This window comes from Microbacterium sp. NPDC055599 (assembly GCF_053618975.1).
Genome location: NZ_JBSHIM010000004.1, coordinates 164,613 through 180,273, shown reverse-complemented (window position 1 = coordinate 180,273; position 15,661 = coordinate 164,613). Strand labels below are relative to the sequence as shown.

Sequence of the window (15,661 nt, the reverse complement as noted above, 5' to 3'; positions counted from 1 at the left end):
CGCGAAGAGCCGTCGAGCGGGGTGCCCGGGCTTCGGGCTCCCCGCTGCGTGTCAGGCGTCGATGGACTCGCGCGACAGCCGGTCGGCCGAGTCGATGATGAACTCGCGCCGCGGAGCGACCTCGTTGCCCATCAGCAGCTCGAACACGCGACCGGCGGCCTCCGCGTCCTCCATACGGACGCGACGGAGCAGACGCCCGGAGCGGTCCATGGTCGTGTTCGCGAGCTGCTCGGCGTCCATCTCCCCGAGACCCTTGTAGCGCTGGATCGGCTCGTGCCACCGCTTGCCCGCCTTGCGGAGCTTCGCCAGCAGCGCGTGCATCTCCTGCTCGGTGTACGTGTAGATCGTCTCGTTCGGCTTGGACCCCGGGTTGATCACGATGATGCGGTGCAGCGGAGGAACGGCGGCGAACACGCGGCCGTGCTCGATCAGTGGTCGCATGTACCGGAAGAACAGCGTGAGCAGCAGGGTGCGGATGTGGGCGCCGTCGACGTCGGCGTCGCTCATCAGGATGATCTTCCCGTAGCGCGCCGCCTCGATGTCGAACGTGCGACCGGAGCCCGCTCCGATCACCTGGATGATCGACGCGCACTCCGCATTGGAGAGCATGTCCCCGACCGAGGCCTTCTGCACGTTGAGGATCTTTCCGCGGATGGGCAGGAGTGCCTGGAACTCGCTGTTGCGCGCGTTCTTCGCCGTGCCGAGAGCGGAGTCGCCCTCCACGATGAACAGCTCGCTGCGTTCGACGTCGTTGGTGCGGCAGTCGACGAGCTTCGTGGGGAGCGTGGACGACTCCAGCGCGTTCTTGCGGCGCTGTGTCTCCTTGTGCGCCCGCGCGGACACCCTGGCCTTCATCTCGGACACGATCTTGTCGAGGAGCTGCGTGGCCTGGCTCTTGTCGTCGCGCTTCGTCGACGTGAAGCGCTGCAGGAGCTCCTTGCGCATGACCTGGGCGACGATCTGCCGCACCGCCGGCGTGCCGAGCACCTCCTTGGTCTGGCCCTCGAACTGCGGTTCGGGCACGTTGACGGTGAGCACGGCCGTGAGCCCGGCCAGCACGTCGTCCTTCTCCAGCTTGTCGTTGCCGACCTTCAGCCGGCGGGCGTTCTGCTCGACCTGCGCGCGGAGAACCTTCAGCAGCTCCTGCTCGAAGCCCTGCTGGTGCGTGCCGCCCTTGGGCGTGGAGATGATGTTGACGAACGAGCGGATGCGGGTGTCGTAGCCCGTGCCCCAGCGCAGTGCGACATCCACTTCGCAGACGCGCTCCACCTCGGTCGCGACCATGTGGCCGTCCGCCTGCAGCACGGGCACCGTCTCGCGGAACGTGCCCTCGCCCTGGATGCGCCACGTGTCCGTCACCGGCGGGTCGATGGCGAGGTAGTCGACGAACTCGGAGATGCCGCCCTCGTACAGGTACGACGTCTCGATCGGCCCGGCGGGAGCGCCGTCGTCGCCGACGGGCGCCGTACCGGCGCGCTCGTCGCGCACCACGATCTCGAGGCCCGGGACCAGGAACGCCGTCTGTCGCGCACGCGTCTCCAGCTCCGCCAGCTGGAACGCGGCGTCCTTCGTGAAGATCTGCCGGTCGGCCCAGTAGCGCACGCGCGTGCCGGTGACGCCGCGCGGCGCCTTGCCGATGACCCGCAGCTCGCTCTTCTCCTCGAACGGCGTGAACGGCGCGTCGGGCCGCTTCTCGCCGGAGTCGCGGAACACGCCAGGCTCGCCGCGGTGGAACGACATCGCATAGGTCTTGCCGCCGCGATCGACCTCGACGTCGAGACGCTCGGAGAGGGCGTTGACCACCGAGGCACCGACGCCGTGCAGTCCACCGGACGCGGCGTACGAGCCGCCGCCGAACTTCCCGCCGGCGTGCAGCTTGGTGTAGACGACCTCGACGCCGGACAGCCCGGTGCGCGGTTCGACGTCGACCGGGATGCCGCGGCCTCGGTCGTGCACCTCGACGCTGCCGTCCTCGTGCAGGATGATGTCGATGCGCGACCCGTTGCCGGCGACGGCCTCGTCGACGGAGTTGTCGATGATCTCCCACAGGCAGTGCATGAGCCCGGGCGAACCGTTCGAGCCGATGTACATGCCCGGTCGTTTGCGGACCGCCTCGAGTCCTTCGAGCACCTGGAGATGATGGGCGGAGTACTCGGCATTCACAATCTCCGAGTCTATTCGCGCGGGCACCGTGGACTCGGCCGACACTCCCCACGCGTCGGCAGTCGGCGCCGGCCCGTACGCGCTGAGCGAAACACGCCGACAACCGGGCATGCCCACAGGCGGGGCGTGGTTGTATTGAGCACGACCAACAAGGACGCCGACACCCGAGGAGGCCCCGAGATGAATGCAACGACCGAACGTGAGACCTCCGCTGTCGAGTTCCGGCTGACCGCGATGGACCGGTGCGACTCCTGCGGTGCGCAGGCCTACATCGCCGCCGAGGTCAACGGCTCCGAGCTCCTGTTCTGCGCCCACCACGGCCGCAAGTACGAGGAGAAGCTCCGCAGCGTCGCCACCAGCTGGCACGACGAGACCGCTCGCCTGGTCGAGACGGTCTGACCGCGCGGGTGGAGTGAGCCGGACCCGCCGGCTCAGTCCACCGGCACGCGGCGGATCCGCGGGCTCAGCCGCGTGAGGATCTCCTCACCCACCGTGTCGATCCGCTCCGCGAGGGTTGTGGCCGACGACTCGCCCGCCTCTCCGGGACCGAAGATCGTCACCTCGTCCCCGACGGACAGTCCCTCCCATTCCTCGACCTCCGCGGAGAACGGGTCGATCCGCGCGAGCGCGCGTGCTCCGGCCGGCGTGCCGACCGGGGCCCCGACGAGCGTCGACGGCAGTCCGTCGAAGGCACCGACCTCGATCACCGCACGCCCCTCGTCCACGCGTGCGACCGGCGCCACCAGTCGCGCGACCGGGCGCACACCCTCCAGCTCGGGCCCGTCCGCGGAGCGGATGCCGTAGCAGAACGCACCGATGCGGGCGACGGTGCCGCGCAGCTCAGGGCGCCACCACGACGCGGCGGACGCGGTGAGGTGAAGAGCCGCGGGAGTGGGGCCCGTCGCCTCAGCCGTGCGGACCGCATCCAGGAACACGGCCTGCGCGTCGTCGTCCTCGCGATCGCTCGCCTCCGCGATGTGGCTCCAGATCCCCGCCAGGTACAGCAGTCCGGCAGCCTCTGCAGCCCGAGCCTGCGCGATCGCCCCCGGCCAGTCCTCCGGGAGCACGCCGTTGCGGTGCAGGCCCGTGTCGATCTTCAGGTGCACGCGCGCGACAGCCCCGAGCGCCTCGGCCCGCGCGATGATGCGGTGCAGGTACTCCACAGTGCCCACGCCGAGGTCGATCCCCTGGAGCAGCGCCTCGTCGATCTCCGCATCCGTCGAGGTGGCCCACGCGAACACCCTCGCCTCAGGGCCAACGAGCCGTCGCACGTCGAGGCCGCCCCGCACGTCGTAGCTTCCGAACGACGCCACCCCCGCCTGTACGGCCGTCTCCACGGTCCAGGTGAGGCCGTGGCCGTAGGCGTCGTCCTTGAGCACGAGCATGAGCTCGCAGCCGTCGAGGCGGGAGGTGACCGCCGCGATGTTGTCGCGGAGCGTCCGCGCGCTCAGCCGCAGCTCGGGGCGGCTCATGCCTCCCACCCCCGCACGGCATGCGAACCGGCGACGGCGACCAGCTCCGCGGCGGACATGTCCGTCGCCGAGGACCATCGGACGATCTCGTCTCGGGCGGGTCCGGTGCCACCGAAGTACGTCACCTCGGCGCCGACCGGGGCCTCCGTGCCCTCCAGATCGACGACGCAGACGTCCATGGCCACGCGGCCGACGATCGGGCGGAGGATGCCGTCCACCTCGACCAGGGCGACGTTGCCGAGCGCGCGCACGATGCCCTGGGCGTACCCTCCGGTCACGAGCGCGACCGTGGTGTCACCCGACGCGCGGAACGTGTAGCCGTAGGAGACGGCGTCGCCCGCGCGCAGCGGCTTGGTCGACATCACGCGTCCCGTCAGCCGCAGGACCGGTGTCGCGTCGTGATTGCTGCCGGGGAGGCCGTAGAGGATCGACGGGTCGATGTCCGGTTCCCCCGTGGTGACCCCCGCGATGCCCTCCAGCCGCAGCATCTCCACCTCGCCCTCGCTGTCCACGCGCACCTCGCGGGCACCGGCCACCGTCACGGCGTGGGCCACGGCGAGCAGCCCGTGACCCCAGGCGTCGCGGCGCAGGTCTGCTCGCACTCCCCCCTCGCGGACGGCCGCAACCGCTGCGGCGGTGAGGGCGGAGCGGGAGATCAGCGCCCGCGGAAGCGCACTCGAGGTCGTGTCACACACGTGATCCAGCCTAGCTTCGTGTTCCGGGATCCCGGTGTGACTCCCCCGTAGACTGGACGGCATCCCCAACCCCCGGAGCTCCATGACTCGTCTTTCTCTCGCGCCCCGCATCCGCTACCTCCTCGGCCGCGCCCGTCGCATCGACGTCGGCTCCGTCGTCGAGCGAGCGAAGGAGGCCTCTGCACAGCACCACAAGCCCGTACCGACGATCGTCGTGGACATGCTGTGGTCCGCCGCGCGGCACAACGTGGGGTTCCAGGACTACATCGACTACGACTTCGCGATGCTCACCCGTGCCGAGCGCGACACCTACATGACGCACCCCGTGTCGAACCAGCTCTCCCAGAAGTACGACCACCCGGACTTCCGGTGGATCTTCCAGGACAAGATCGAGTTCAACCGGAAGTTCTCCGAGCACCTACATCGCGAGTGGCTGGTGGTCGAAGAGGGCAACGCCGCCGAGGTGCGCGCGCTCACGGAACGCCTGGGGACCATCGTCACCAAGGAGCCGGTCGGCCAGGCGGGCACCGGTGTGCACCGGTACCACGCGGCCGATATCGACGACTGGGATGCCTTCCACCGCGGGCTGCTGAGTCGCGGCGAGCTCCTCATCGAAGAGGTCATCCGACAGCACGACGACCTCGCCGCCGTCTGCCCTGGCACCGTGAACACGACCCGCATCACCGCGTTCTTCGACGGCGAGAAGGCGCACATCCTCGCGATGGCTCAGAAGTTCGGGCGGGGCGCCGTGAGTGATCAGATGACTTTCGGGGGCTTCTACACGATGCTCGACGAGAACGGACACGCGGTCGGCGCGGGGTACGACTCGCACGGCCACGTGCACGAGACGCACCCGGACTCGGGCTTCCGCATCGCGGACTTCCAGCTGCCCTTCATGGACGAGGCGCGAGCCTTCATCGACCGCGTGGCCAGGGTCGTGCCCGAGGTGCAGTACGTCGGCTGGGACGTCGTCGTCACGCCGGACGGTCCCGTGCTCGTCGAGGGCAACTGGGGCGCCGGCGTGTACGAGAACAAGCCCAGCGTCACCGGGATCCGCACCGGCCACAAGCCGCGCTACCGCGAGGTCATCGGGTTCTGACCACCACGACAGAACGCCCCCGGATTCCTCCGGGGGCGTTCTCGTCGAACCAGCAGATCAGACCGCGCGGACGATGCCGAGCGGCGTGGACTCCAGTCCCTGGCCGAGCGGATTGTCGCCGAGGATCTTCACCAGCCGGGCTTCGCCGGCCTTGTCGAGCGTCGATCCGAGGATGTTGCCGCCGAGGTCGTTGATGTCCACCACCGCGACCTCCACCTGCCCACCGAGCAGGCCCTTGAGCCGTGCTGCGACGCCGTCCGGGTCCTTCGGGCCGAGCACCACGGCCTGGTTGTATGGCGGGATCGTGTGCTTGGTGGGGCCATCGATCGCGCGCGCCTTGTCCCCGGCGATGCGATAGAAGTCACCCTTTCGTCCGAACGCCTTGGTGACCGCCGAGACGGCGGCGGCGAACAGGATACGCGGCGTGCCGCACTCCCGCAGTGCCATCTCCATGGTCTCGGGCATGCCGAGCCCGATGCCGTAGGGCGTGCGCGTGACGTACTTCGAGAGGAACAGCGCGAGCTTGCGCGGCGTGATCTCGTCCAGGCTGTACGACCGACCCTGCGTGATCGCCACGATCTTCTCCGTGACGAACAGCAGGTCTCCCGGCTGCACGGCGTCCTTCGCGTATTCGGTGATGACCGCGTCGAGGTCGTCGTCCGGCATCACCACGCGGGTGCGCAACGGGATGCGCGCGTAGCTCGTGCCGTCGACGCTGGTCTCGAGCGCCTTGCCCTCGTTCGCCTGCATCACTCGAGGTAGTCCCGCAGCGACTGCGAGCGGCTCGGGTGGCGCAGCTTCGCCATCGTCTTCGACTCGATCTGACGGATCCGCTCACGCGTCACGCCGAACGTGTCACCGATCTGGTCGAGCGTCTTGGGCTGACCGTCGCCAAGGCCGAAGCGCATGCGGATCACGCCCGCCTCCCGCTCCGAGAGCGAGTCGAGCAGCTGCTCGAGCTGGCGCTGCAGCATCGTGAAGCCCACGGCATCGGCGGGGACGACCGCCTCGGTGTCCTCGATCAGGTCACCGAACTCGCTGTCGCCGTCTTCACCGAGCGGAGTGTGCAGGGAGATGGGCTCACGGCCGTACTTCTGCACCTCCACGACCTTCTCCGGGGTCATGTCGAGCTCGCGGCTCAGCTCCTCCGGGGTGGGCTCACGACCCAGGTCCTGCAGCATCTGCCGCTGCACGCGGGCGAGCTTGTTGATGACCTCGACCATGTGCACGGGGATGCGGATCGTGCGGGCCTGGTCGGCCATGGCGCGCGTGATCGCCTGACGGATCCACCAGGTCGCATAGGTCGAGAACTTGAAGCCCTTGGTGTAGTCGAACTTCTCGACGGCGCGGATCAGACCGAGGTTGCCCTCCTGGATCAGGTCGAGGAACTGCATGCCGCGACCGGTGTACCGCTTGGCGAGCGAGACGACGAGCCGCAGGTTCGCGCCGAGCAGGTGGCTCTTGGCTCGCTGGCCGTCGCGGGCGACCCACTGGAGGTCGAGACCCAGCTGACTCGACTTCTCGGCCGGGGTCATCGCGGACAGCTTCTCCTCGGCGAACAGACCCGCCTCGATGCGCATCGCGAGCTCGACCTCTTCGGCCGCGTTCAGCAGCGCGACCTTTCCGATCTGCTTCAGGTAGTCCTTGACGGGGTCGGCCGTGGCGCCGGTGATCTGCGTCGAGTAGACGGGGACGTCTTCGTCGTCGTTCGACGAGATGACGATCGCGCCGGTGGGCAGCGGCTCGGTGAACGCCGGCTTGGCGTCCTCCTCCTCGTCGTCCCCCGCGCTCTCCTCGGCGGAATCGGTCGCGGCGTCGTCTTCCTCGACGACCTCCTCCGACTTCTTCTTCTTCGCCGCGCCGCGCTTGGCGGCACCGCGCTTGGCGGGCGCTGCCTCGTCGAGGTTCTCGACCTCGATCTCCTCGTCGGGCGTGGGTTCTTCGGCGGCCTTCTTCGTCCGTGTGTTCTTCGTCGTGGCAGGAGTCACGTTTCGCCTTTCACGGAGCCGATCACGGGCCCCGGGACATTTCGGACACTAGTAAGACCCTTGTCAAGTCCGGAGTTCGAAAACGCCGATTGACAACGGGTCGGACTCCTAGTATCGCACACGTGTGGCGCTCCGGATGCAATCCGGCGAAGTTCGCGTCGATCCTGCTCAGCCGCGGCCGGGCTTGTCCTCGTCGCCCGACGGTCGCGTGGCCAGGTAGCGCTCGAGCTCCGCCGCCAGCTCGTCCGCGCTCGGCAGGTCGCGCTCGCTGAACCCGCCCTCGTCGTAGCTGTCGTCCTCGGGGTCGCGGCCTGCCATGTAGGCGTCGTAGCGGCGCTCCAGGTTGTGGACCATCTGCTGCAGCTCGTCGTTCGCCGCGACCTGCTCGTCCACCCTGGCGATGTAGTCCTCCCGGCGCTCGCGCACGGCGTCGAGCATGAGCACCAGTCCCGTGGATGCCATGAGCTTCTCGGCCGCGGCGCTGACCGCGTCGGGGTTCTCCGTCTCGGCGAGGTAGTGAGGCACGAGCAGCACGAAGCCCACCACTCGTTCGCCGCGCTCGGCGAAACGGAACTCCAGCAGATGCCCCGCGGTCGCCGGCACCTGCGTACGCGGGCGCCACACCGAGTGCGAGACCACGAGGTCACGACGGTTGCCGCTCACCGTCGTGCCGATGGGGCGGGTATGCGGCACGGGCATGGCGATCGAATGCACCCAGTGCAGTCCGGATGCCTCGTACTCCGCGGCGAGGTCGAGCACGGTCTCGGCGAAGGCGTTCCACGCGAAGTCCGGTTCGTAGCCCGCGAGGAGGAGGAACGGGCGACCGAGGGCGTCCGTCGCGAGCGAGAGCTCCAGCCGAGGCGGCCGGAACTCGGTGAGGTGGTCCTGATCGAAGGAGATCACCGGACGGCGGGCCCGGTAGTCGAGGAGCACATCGTTGTCGAAGATCACGAGCGGCTGCGGCGATGTGGACTCGCGGAGGTGGTCGATCAGTCCGGACACCGCGCTCCCGGCATCCGTGAAGCCGGTCAGGAGCACGACGAGGGGCAGTCCGTGCGGCACCGTCGGCGCGTTCGCGACGCGTTCGTGGATCTCTCCGGAGAAGGGCATGACTCCATGCTACGAGCAGGTCCCGACGAGGGGCCCCGGGCCGTCTCGCTGAGAGCGAACACGCGGGGGCACGCGGGGCCGCCCGGTCGCAGAGGTCCTCCTAGGATGGAGAGCATGACGCTTCCCGTGCTCTCGCACACCACCGATCAGTTCCCCGGAAGCGCTGCCGATGCCGCAGTGCTCGTCGTTCCCGATCTCTCGGATTCGGCCGAGTCGCTGGGGGCCTACCCCGGCCTCGCCGAGGTCCTCGAAGGCATCGGATTCACCGGTGCCGCCGGATCGTTCGCCCGCGTGTACGCGCCCGACGTCTCCACCCTGCCGTTCGCCGTCGTCGGTGCAGGGAAGAGCATCGACGACGCCGCGATCCGCAGCGCCGCCGGTGTCGCCCTCCGCTCGCTGACCGGGTTCCCGCACGTCGCGCTCGGGCTCGCCTCCGGCCTCGACGGCCACGCCGCCGCCGCCGCCGAGGGGGCCGTGCTCGGCGGTCACCGCTTCGACGGCTACCGCACCGAGAAGGGCAAGGCGCGCGCCGAACGGATCACCGTCCACGCCGACCTCGACGACGAGACGATCACCCGAGCGCAGACCCTGGGCGAAGCCGTCGCGCTGATCAAGGATCTGGTGAACGTCCCCGCGGAGTGGCAGAGCCCCGCGCAGCTCGCGCAGAGCGCGGCCGACAGCGTCGCCGAGCTCGACGTCACCGTCGACATCTTCGACGAGGCCGCGCTGGCGGAGCAGGGCTTCGGCGGAATCCTCGGGGTCGGGCAGGGGTCCGACCGGCCGCCGCGTCTGGTCCGCCTCGACTACTCCCCCGCAGACGCCGTGCGGCACCTCGCCCTGGTCGGCAAGGGCATCACGTTCGACACCGGTGGCCTCTCCCTCAAGCCGGCCGCCTCGATGGTGGGCATGAAGTTCGACATGGCCGGGGCCGCGACGTCCCTGGCCGCCCTTCGCGCCATCGCCCGACTCGGGCTCCCGGTGCGCGTCACCGCCTGGCTCTGCATCACCGACAACATGCCGTCCGGCCGGGCCCTGCGCCCCGGTGATGTCATCCGCATCCTCGACGGCACGACGGTCGAGGTGCAGAACACCGACGCCGAAGGGCGCCTGGTCCTCGCCGACGGCCTGGTCGCCGCCAGCCGAGAGCACCCCGACGTCATCATCGACGTCGCGACGCTGACCGGTGCGATCGTCGCCGCCCTCGGACACCGGCACACGGGCGTGTTCGGCGACGACGAGACGGTGACGCGGTTCCTCGCCGCGGCGGAGCAGACCGGAGAGCCCGCCTGGCACATGCCGCTGCCCTCGTACATGGAGGAGTCCCTCGAGTCGCCGATCGCCGACCTGCAGAACGCGAACATGGGCGACCGGATGGGCGGCGCCTCGTTCGCCGGTCTGTTCCTGCGACGCTTCGTCGGACCGGTCTCGGACGCCGAGGACGCCGCCCGCATCCCCTGGGTGCACCTCGACATCGCGGGCTCTGGCGAACACGCCGGTGCGCCGTACGGCTTCACGGAGAAGGGTCCAACGGGGGCGATGGTCCGATCGATCGTCGCCTTCGCCGAAGCAGCATCCCACACGGAGGCATAACACCGATGACAACCCACACCTTCGACATCGTCGTGCTCGGCGGTGGCAGCGGCGGCTACGCGGCCGCGCTGCGCGCCAGCGAACTCGGCAAGTCGGTCGCGCTGATCGAGAAGGACAAGGTCGGAGGCACCTGTCTGCACCGCGGCTGCATCCCGACCAAAGCGCTGCTGCACGCGGCGGAGGTGGCGGAGCATGTGCGCGACGCCGCAGCGGTGGGGATCTCGGCCACCCTCGACGGCATCGACGCGGCGGGCGTGCGGGCATACCGCGAGGGCATCGTCGCGAAGAAGTACAAGGGGCTCGAGGGCCTCGTCAAGGCGCGTGGCATCACCACGGTCACCGGGACGGGACGGCTCAACGCAGACCGGAGCGTCAGCGTCGGCGACGACGTGTACGTCGGGACGGACGTCGTGCTCGCCACCGGCTCGTACAGCCGCACGCTTCCAGGGCTCGACATCGGCGGCCGCATCCTGACCAGCGAGCAGGCGCTCGCGCTCGATGTGATCCCCGAGCGCGTCATCGTGCTCGGCGGCGGTGTGATCGGCGTGGAGTTCGCGAGCGTCTGGCGCTCCTTCGGTGTCGAGGTCACGATCGTCGAGGCGCTGCCGCACCTCGTGCCGAACGAGGACATCGCGATGAGCAAGGGGCTCGAGCGCGCGTTCCGGCGCCGCGGCATCCAGTACTCGCTCGGAGTGCGGTTCCAGCAGGCCACCCAGGACGACACGTCCGTCAGCGTGACCCTCGAGAACGGCACGGAGCTCACCGCGGACTACCTGCTCGTCGCAGTCGGTCGCGGTCCCGCCACGGCCGATCTGGGCTTCGAGGAGGCGGGCGTCGTCCTCGACCGCGGATTCGTCACGGTCGACGAGGAACTGCGCACCGGGGTTCCCGGGGTGTGGGCCGTCGGCGACATCATCCCAGGACTCCAGCTCGCCCACCGGGGCTTCCAGCAGGGCATCGCGGTGGCCGAGCGCATCGCCGGCCTCTCCCCCGCGACGGTCCCCGACGTGCAGATCCCGAAGGTCACGTACTCCAGCCCCGAGGTCGCCTCGGTCGGGCTGACCGAGGAGGCGGCCGTGGCCGCGCACGGCGCCGACGCGGTGTCGTCCTACGAGTACAACCTCGCCGGCAACGGCAAGAGCGAGATCATCGGAACGGGCGGCCTCGTCAAGGTCGTCCGCCAGAAAAACGGCCCGGTGCTCGGCGTGCATCTGATCGGTGACCGCGTCGGCGAGCTCATCACCGAGGGTCAGCTCGCTGTGGCCTGGGAGGCGCACCCCGAGGACATCGCTCCGCTCATCCATGCGCACCCCACGCAGAGCGAAGCGCTCGGCGAGGCCTTCCTCGCGCTGGCCGGAAAGCCCCTGCACGCCCTCTGAGCACCAACCGGTGCCCGAGTCACTAAGCTAGACAAGCGTCATACAACTTCTGAAGGAGACTCAGTCATGAGCACATCCGTGGTCCTCCCCGCTCTCGGTGAGAGCGTCACAGAGGGTACGGTCACCCGCTGGCTCAAGCAGGTGGGAGACACCGTCCAGGCGGACGAGGGCCTGCTCGAGATCTCGACCGACAAGGTCGACACCGAGATCCCCTCCCCGGTCACCGGCGTGATCGAGGAGATCCTCGTCGCCGAGGACGAGACCGTCGAGGTCGGTGCCCTGCTCGCTCGCATCGGCGACGGCAGCGCCGCAGCCCCGGCGGGCGACGCGCCCGCTGCGGCCGCCCCCGAAGCGGAGGCCGCCCCTGCCGAGGCCCCTGCCGTGACCGAGACTCCTGCTGAAGCGCCGGCTCCGGCCGAGGCTCCTGCGGCCGAGACTCCCGCTCCCGCCGCCGAGGCTGCGCCGTCCGGTGACGCCACCGACATCGTGCTCCCCGAGCTCGGCGAGAGCGTCACCGAGGGAACGGTCACCCGCTGGCTCAAGCAGGTCGGTGACTCGGTCGAGGTCGACGAGGCTCTTCTGGAGATCTCGACGGACAAGGTCGACACGGAGATCCCCTCGCCCGTCGCCGGCGTGCTCCAGGAGATCGTCGCGGCCGAGGACGAGACCATCGCGGTCGGCGCCGTCCTGGCCCGCGTCGGTTCCGGCGCTGCCCAGCCTGCCGCCACCGAGGCACCTGCCGCGCCGCAGGCCGCGCCCGAGGCGCCCGCCTCCCCGGCACCCGCTGAGGCTCCGGCCGCACCGCAGGCGGCTCCCGCCCAGCCCCAGGCTCCGGCCGCGGCCCCTGCACCGGCTGCCCCTGCTCCGGCGCAGGCCGCACCGGCTCCCGCAGCGACCGAGGCGCCCGCTCCGAAGCTCTCGCTGCCGACGGAGAACGACAACCTCTACGTCACCCCGCTGGTGCGCCGTCTGGCCGCACAGCAGGGCGTGGATCTCGCTTCCGTGACGGGTACCGGTGTCGGCGGACGCATCCGCAAGGAGGATGTGCTCAAGGCTGCCGAGTCCGCATCGCAGGCTCCGGCCGCCACGAATGCGGCTCCGGCTCCCGCACCGCTCGAGGTCTCCCCGCTGCGGGGTACGACCCAGCCGATGTCGCGTCTGCGCAAGGTGCTCGCCAAGCGCGCGGTCGAGTCCATGCAGCAGACGGCGCAGCTCACCACGGTCGTGGAGGTCGACGTCACCGCGCTGGCGGAGTACCGCGACAGCGTCAAGGGCTCGTTCCTCGAGAAGACCGGCGACAAGCTCTCGTTCCTGCCGTTCTTCGCGCTGGCCGCCGCCGAGGCGCTGCAGGCCTTCCCGATCGTGAACGCGACGGTCGACGGTGAGCAGATCGTCTACCCGGCCACCGAGAACGTCTCGATCGCGGTCGACACCGAGCGCGGGCTGCTCACTCCGGTGCTGCGCGACGCCGCGTCGAAGAACATCGCTCAGATCGCTCACGAGATCGCCGACCTCGCGGCCCGCACGCGCGACAACAAGCTGAAGCCGGACGAGCTGGCCGGCGGAACCTTCACGCTGACCAACACCGGTTCCCGCGGTGCGCTGTTCGACACGCCCGTCGTGTTCCTTCCGCAGTCCGCCATCCTCGGCACCGGCACGGTCGTCAAGCGTCCGGGTCTCGTCAAGGTCGGCGGAACCGACGCGATCGCGGTCCGTTCGTATGTGTACCTCGCTCTGTCGTACGATCACCGCATCATCGACGGTGCCGACGCGGCGCGCTTCCTCGGTGCGGTGAAGGCGCGCCTCGAAGCGGCGCAGTTCGCCCCGCAGCTGGGCGCCTGACCGAACGATCATTCTGGCTGGTCCGCGACGTCGTACACGTCGCGGACCAGCCATTTGTCGTCCTGCCGCACGAGTACGACCATCGCGGTGCGACTCGCGGCGTCCGCCTCCGCCGGCCGAGCGACGCGGGTGACCGCGACGTCGCCGTACTCATCGACCAGCTCGACCGTGAGCTCACCGCTGAGCGCGCGCACGGCGTCGACGGTTCCTGCGGAACCGGGCGCGATCGCGGCGACGCACTCCGTGTCCCCTGCGGAGTGACAGGCCTCAGCGGCGGAGACGAGCGTCGGGACGGCGGCGGCGGGGTCGCCCGCCTCCGCGACGCGCGGCGTGGGGGCAGCAGACGCGTGCTCGGCTCCTGTCGTCGATGACCCGCCTTTCGCCCGACCATCCCCGGTCGACGTCGGCGTCGGCGCCGTCCCCGCCGCGGTGGAGGCACCTCGGGCGTCGCTCCCGCCGTCGCCGCTCGGCCACATCAGCCCGCCCACGAGCACGACGGCCGCACCCGCTGCCGCGATCAACAGCAGTCGGCGACGGGGTGCGCGGGGAGCCGCGGCCCGATCCCGCCCCCTACCGCTCGTCGCCCGCCGCACGCGGACGGCCTCCCTGGCGTCGGCGATCCGCGACGCGATGTTCTCCCGCAACATCCGCACGGCGCTGCGGACTCTCGCCCGGGTGGTCCGTGGGGTACGGACCGCGGACCTCCGCGTCGCGAGGCTCCTCCGCGTCGGGGCGACCCCGCCCACAGCGGGCTCGACGACGCGGGAGAGGTCTCGCGCCCGCACCGGCTTCGTCGTCTGATGCTCCAGGGGACGTGGGGACACGAGGGCGAGAAGCTCGCACTCCCACTCGTCGAGAAGCCGCCGCGGAACCCGGGGGTGCTCCAGTCGTTCGCCCAGTCCATCCCCCACCCGGTCGAGAACACGCCTCAGCGCTCGATCGGTCTCGCAGTCCCTGAGCGTCTCGACGATCGTCGCCGCTGCGGACCGGATCCCGCTCCCCTCACCGATGACGAACAGGGGTCGCCCGCCGTCGGTGAGCCACCACGTACCCTCGACGCCGCTGCCCACGCGCGCCAGTTCACCGATGCCGCGCAGCAGACTCACCGCCACCGTGCACACCTCACCCTGACGCAACCGCTGCCCCGAGGCGGACCGTCGGTCGATGAACGCCTGCAACCGATCGGTGCACCAGGGCAGCAGCACATCGTGGCCGTCCGCACGTCGGACGATGTCCAGCGGTCCGGCGACGTGCTGTGCGCCCGCGAAGTGCCAGCCCGCCCATCCCGCGAGCTCCTCGCTCGGACACCGCACCGCCACGCCGTCGCCGCTGGTGACGAGCGCCCCCGCGGAGGGGGTGTCCGGCGACGACAGCATCCGCAGCGTGCGGTGCGCTCGTGCCAGCAGGGGCGGTGGGGCCGTCTCGATCGTCTGGGCGTCGGTCATGCGCCCATCTCACCCGAGGGATCGTGCGCCCGGAGCCATCCACGGCGTGAGCGGAAAGGTCCGCCGGCTGCGGCTGGCTGTGCAGAGCGAGTCCTCGTGCTGCTCCGCTCCGCGCGAACGACGACATCGTCAGGGTCCGGGACTCGGTAGGCTGGATGTCATGGCAAAGCGTGCTCCCGAACCCGAGAAGCGTCCTGGGTTCTTCTCCCAGATCAAGTCCCTCTTCCGGTTCACGCGCGAGGCCTACCCGTGGCTCCCCTGGGCGCAGGCCGGCATCCTCGTCGGCGGCATCCTGCTCGGCCTCGTCGCCGGCTACCTCATCCCGCCGTTCCAGGTGTGGACGCTCGTGCTCTGGGGCATCACCGGCCTCATGCTGGGCGTGCTCGGCGCGCTGTTCCTCATGACGCGACTGTCGACCTCGGCGATGTACACCAAGATCGACGGCATGCCCGGCGCGACCGGTCACGTGCTGAGCACCAGTCTCGGGCGTCGCTGGCAGGCATCGGAGACCCCGGTGGGGATCAACCCGAAGACCCAGGAGGCCGTGTACCGCACGATCGGTCGCGGCGGCATCGTGGTGGTCGGCGAAGGTGCCCGCGGCCGCCTCACGCGCCTGGTCAACGAGGAGCGGAGCAAGGCGCAGCGCGTCGCGCACGGTGTCCCCGTGACCGTGCTCTACGTCGGGCACGGCGAGGACGAGGTACCCATCGCCGACCTCGCCAAGACCATCAAGAAGCTTCCCAAGGCCATCGACAAGGCCACCATGGCCGCGGTGATCCGTCGCGTCGACTCCGTGTCGCAGTCGCTCTCGTCGCTGCCGATCCCGAAGGGCATCGACCCCACCAAGGTGCGCCCGCAGCGTCCGCGCTGACCCGCAC

Annotated in this window: 13 protein-coding genes; 6 read left to right on the top strand and 7 right to left on the bottom strand. The window is 70.0% G+C overall.

The window, feature by feature from the left end; all coding sequences use genetic code 11:
• Window positions 1-51 precede the first annotated feature (51 nt).
• Complete coding sequence (locus ACWGQ1_RS05385; RefSeq protein ID WP_372490596.1) at window positions 52-2,163, bottom strand: DNA gyrase/topoisomerase IV subunit B; 2,112 nt, start codon at window positions 2,161-2,163, stop codon at window positions 52-54.
• Between the two features lie 180 nt (window positions 2,164-2,343).
• Here ACWGQ1_RS05385 and ACWGQ1_RS05380 point away from each other — a divergent pair, with 180 nt between their 5' ends.
• Window positions 2,344-2,562 carry a DUF7455 domain-containing protein gene (locus ACWGQ1_RS05380; RefSeq protein WP_136033021.1) on the top strand — a complete coding sequence of 73 codons (219 nt, stop codon included), beginning with the start codon at window positions 2,344-2,346 and terminating at the stop codon, window positions 2,560-2,562.
• A 32-nt stretch (window positions 2,563-2,594) separates the two neighbouring features.
• On the opposite strand, the gene ACWGQ1_RS05375 is transcribed toward ACWGQ1_RS05380, so the two are convergent.
• Both ACWGQ1_RS05375 and ACWGQ1_RS05370 read right to left on the bottom strand, forming a co-directional pair.
• Complete coding sequence (locus tag ACWGQ1_RS05375) at window positions 2,595-3,635, bottom strand: alanine racemase (RefSeq protein WP_452312496.1); 1,041 nt, start codon at window positions 3,633-3,635, stop codon at window positions 2,595-2,597.
• Window positions 3,632-4,330, bottom strand: a complete 699-nt coding sequence (locus tag ACWGQ1_RS05370) for an alanine racemase (RefSeq protein ID WP_206251188.1) — start codon at window positions 4,328-4,330, stop codon at window positions 3,632-3,634. The genes ACWGQ1_RS05375 and ACWGQ1_RS05370 overlap by 4 nt, the downstream gene beginning before the upstream one ends.
• A gap of 82 nt (window positions 4,331-4,412) precedes the next feature.
• Here ACWGQ1_RS05370 and ACWGQ1_RS05365 point away from each other — a divergent pair, with 82 nt between their 5' ends.
• The gene (locus ACWGQ1_RS05365; protein WP_452312495.1) at window positions 4,413-5,429 is read left to right on the top strand and encodes a sugar-transfer associated ATP-grasp domain-containing protein; all 1,017 of its coding nucleotides are present in this window, start codon (window positions 4,413-4,415) and stop codon (window positions 5,427-5,429) included.
• A gap of 57 nt (window positions 5,430-5,486) precedes the next feature.
• Here ACWGQ1_RS05365 and ACWGQ1_RS05360 read toward each other — a convergent pair whose 3' ends face one another.
• The 3 genes from ACWGQ1_RS05360 to ACWGQ1_RS05350 all read right to left on the bottom strand — a co-directional run bounded on the left by ACWGQ1_RS05360 (window position 5,487) and on the right by ACWGQ1_RS05350 (window position 8,527).
• Window positions 5,487-6,179, bottom strand: coding sequence for a coenzyme F420-0:L-glutamate ligase (locus ACWGQ1_RS05360; protein WP_452312494.1), 693 nt, complete (start codon window positions 6,177-6,179; stop codon window positions 5,487-5,489).
• Complete coding sequence (locus ACWGQ1_RS05355) at window positions 6,179-7,417, bottom strand: RNA polymerase sigma factor (RefSeq protein ID WP_136036091.1); 1,239 nt, start codon at window positions 7,415-7,417, stop codon at window positions 6,179-6,181. The genes ACWGQ1_RS05360 and ACWGQ1_RS05355 overlap by 1 nt, the downstream gene beginning before the upstream one ends.
• A gap of 168 nt (window positions 7,418-7,585) precedes the next feature.
• A complete protein-coding gene (locus tag ACWGQ1_RS05350; RefSeq protein ID WP_136033007.1) occupies window positions 7,586-8,527 on the bottom strand; it encodes a proteasome assembly chaperone family protein in 942 nt (313 codons plus the stop codon).
• Window positions 8,528-8,641: 114 nt separating this feature from the next.
• On the opposite strand from ACWGQ1_RS05350, the gene ACWGQ1_RS05345 reads away from it, so the two are divergent.
• The 3 genes from ACWGQ1_RS05345 (at window position 8,642) to sucB (ending at window position 13,338) form a co-directional block, all read left to right on the top strand.
• Window positions 8,642-10,117 (top strand): leucyl aminopeptidase, encoded by a 1,476-nt coding sequence (locus ACWGQ1_RS05345; protein WP_136036090.1) that lies wholly within the window; start codon window positions 8,642-8,644, stop codon window positions 10,115-10,117.
• Between the two features lie 5 nt (window positions 10,118-10,122).
• On the top strand, window positions 10,123-11,496 hold the full coding sequence (gene lpdA / locus ACWGQ1_RS05340; protein ID WP_247981745.1) for a dihydrolipoyl dehydrogenase: 1,374 nt from the start codon (window positions 10,123-10,125) through the stop codon (window positions 11,494-11,496).
• Between the two features lie 66 nt (window positions 11,497-11,562).
• A complete protein-coding gene (gene sucB, locus ACWGQ1_RS05335; protein ID WP_452312493.1) occupies window positions 11,563-13,338 on the top strand; it encodes a 2-oxoglutarate dehydrogenase, E2 component, dihydrolipoamide succinyltransferase in 1,776 nt (591 codons plus the stop codon).
• Window positions 13,339-13,346: 8 nt separating this feature from the next.
• On the opposite strand, the gene ACWGQ1_RS05330 is transcribed toward sucB, so the two are convergent.
• Complete coding sequence (locus ACWGQ1_RS05330) at window positions 13,347-14,783, bottom strand: hypothetical protein (RefSeq protein WP_452312492.1); 1,437 nt, start codon at window positions 14,781-14,783, stop codon at window positions 13,347-13,349.
• A 160-nt stretch (window positions 14,784-14,943) separates the two neighbouring features.
• Between ACWGQ1_RS05330 and ACWGQ1_RS05325 the strand changes: the two genes are divergently transcribed.
• Window positions 14,944-15,654, top strand: coding sequence for a DUF4191 domain-containing protein (locus tag ACWGQ1_RS05325; RefSeq protein WP_136030306.1), 711 nt, complete (start codon window positions 14,944-14,946; stop codon window positions 15,652-15,654).
• Window positions 15,655-15,661 lie beyond the last annotated feature (7 nt).

Excerpts from the sequence above, each read along its gene's own strand:
- ACWGQ1_RS05380 (WP_136033021.1), top strand. The coding sequence starts at position 2,344 with ATGAATGCAACGACCGAACGTGAGACCTCCGCTGTCGAGTTCCGGCTG.
- ACWGQ1_RS05375 (WP_452312496.1), bottom strand. The coding sequence starts at position 3,635 with ATGAGCCGCCCCGAGCTGCGGCTGAGCGCGCGGACGCTCCGCGACAAC.
- ACWGQ1_RS05365 (WP_452312495.1), top strand. The coding sequence starts at position 4,413 with ATGACTCGTCTTTCTCTCGCGCCCCGCATCCGCTACCTCCTCGGCCGC.
- ACWGQ1_RS05360 (WP_452312494.1), bottom strand. The coding sequence starts at position 6,179 with ATGCAGGCGAACGAGGGCAAGGCGCTCGAGACCAGCGTCGACGGCACG.
- ACWGQ1_RS05350 (WP_136033007.1), bottom strand. The coding sequence starts at position 8,527 with ATGCCCTTCTCCGGAGAGATCCACGAACGCGTCGCGAACGCGCCGACG.
- ACWGQ1_RS05345 (WP_136036090.1), top strand. The coding sequence starts at position 8,642 with ATGACGCTTCCCGTGCTCTCGCACACCACCGATCAGTTCCCCGGAAGC.
- lpdA (WP_247981745.1), top strand. The coding sequence starts at position 10,123 with ATGACAACCCACACCTTCGACATCGTCGTGCTCGGCGGTGGCAGCGGC.
- sucB (WP_452312493.1), top strand. The coding sequence starts at position 11,563 with ATGAGCACATCCGTGGTCCTCCCCGCTCTCGGTGAGAGCGTCACAGAG.
- ACWGQ1_RS05330 (WP_452312492.1), bottom strand. The coding sequence starts at position 14,783 with ATGACCGACGCCCAGACGATCGAGACGGCCCCACCGCCCCTGCTGGCA.
- ACWGQ1_RS05325 (WP_136030306.1), top strand. The coding sequence starts at position 14,944 with ATGGCAAAGCGTGCTCCCGAACCCGAGAAGCGTCCTGGGTTCTTCTCC.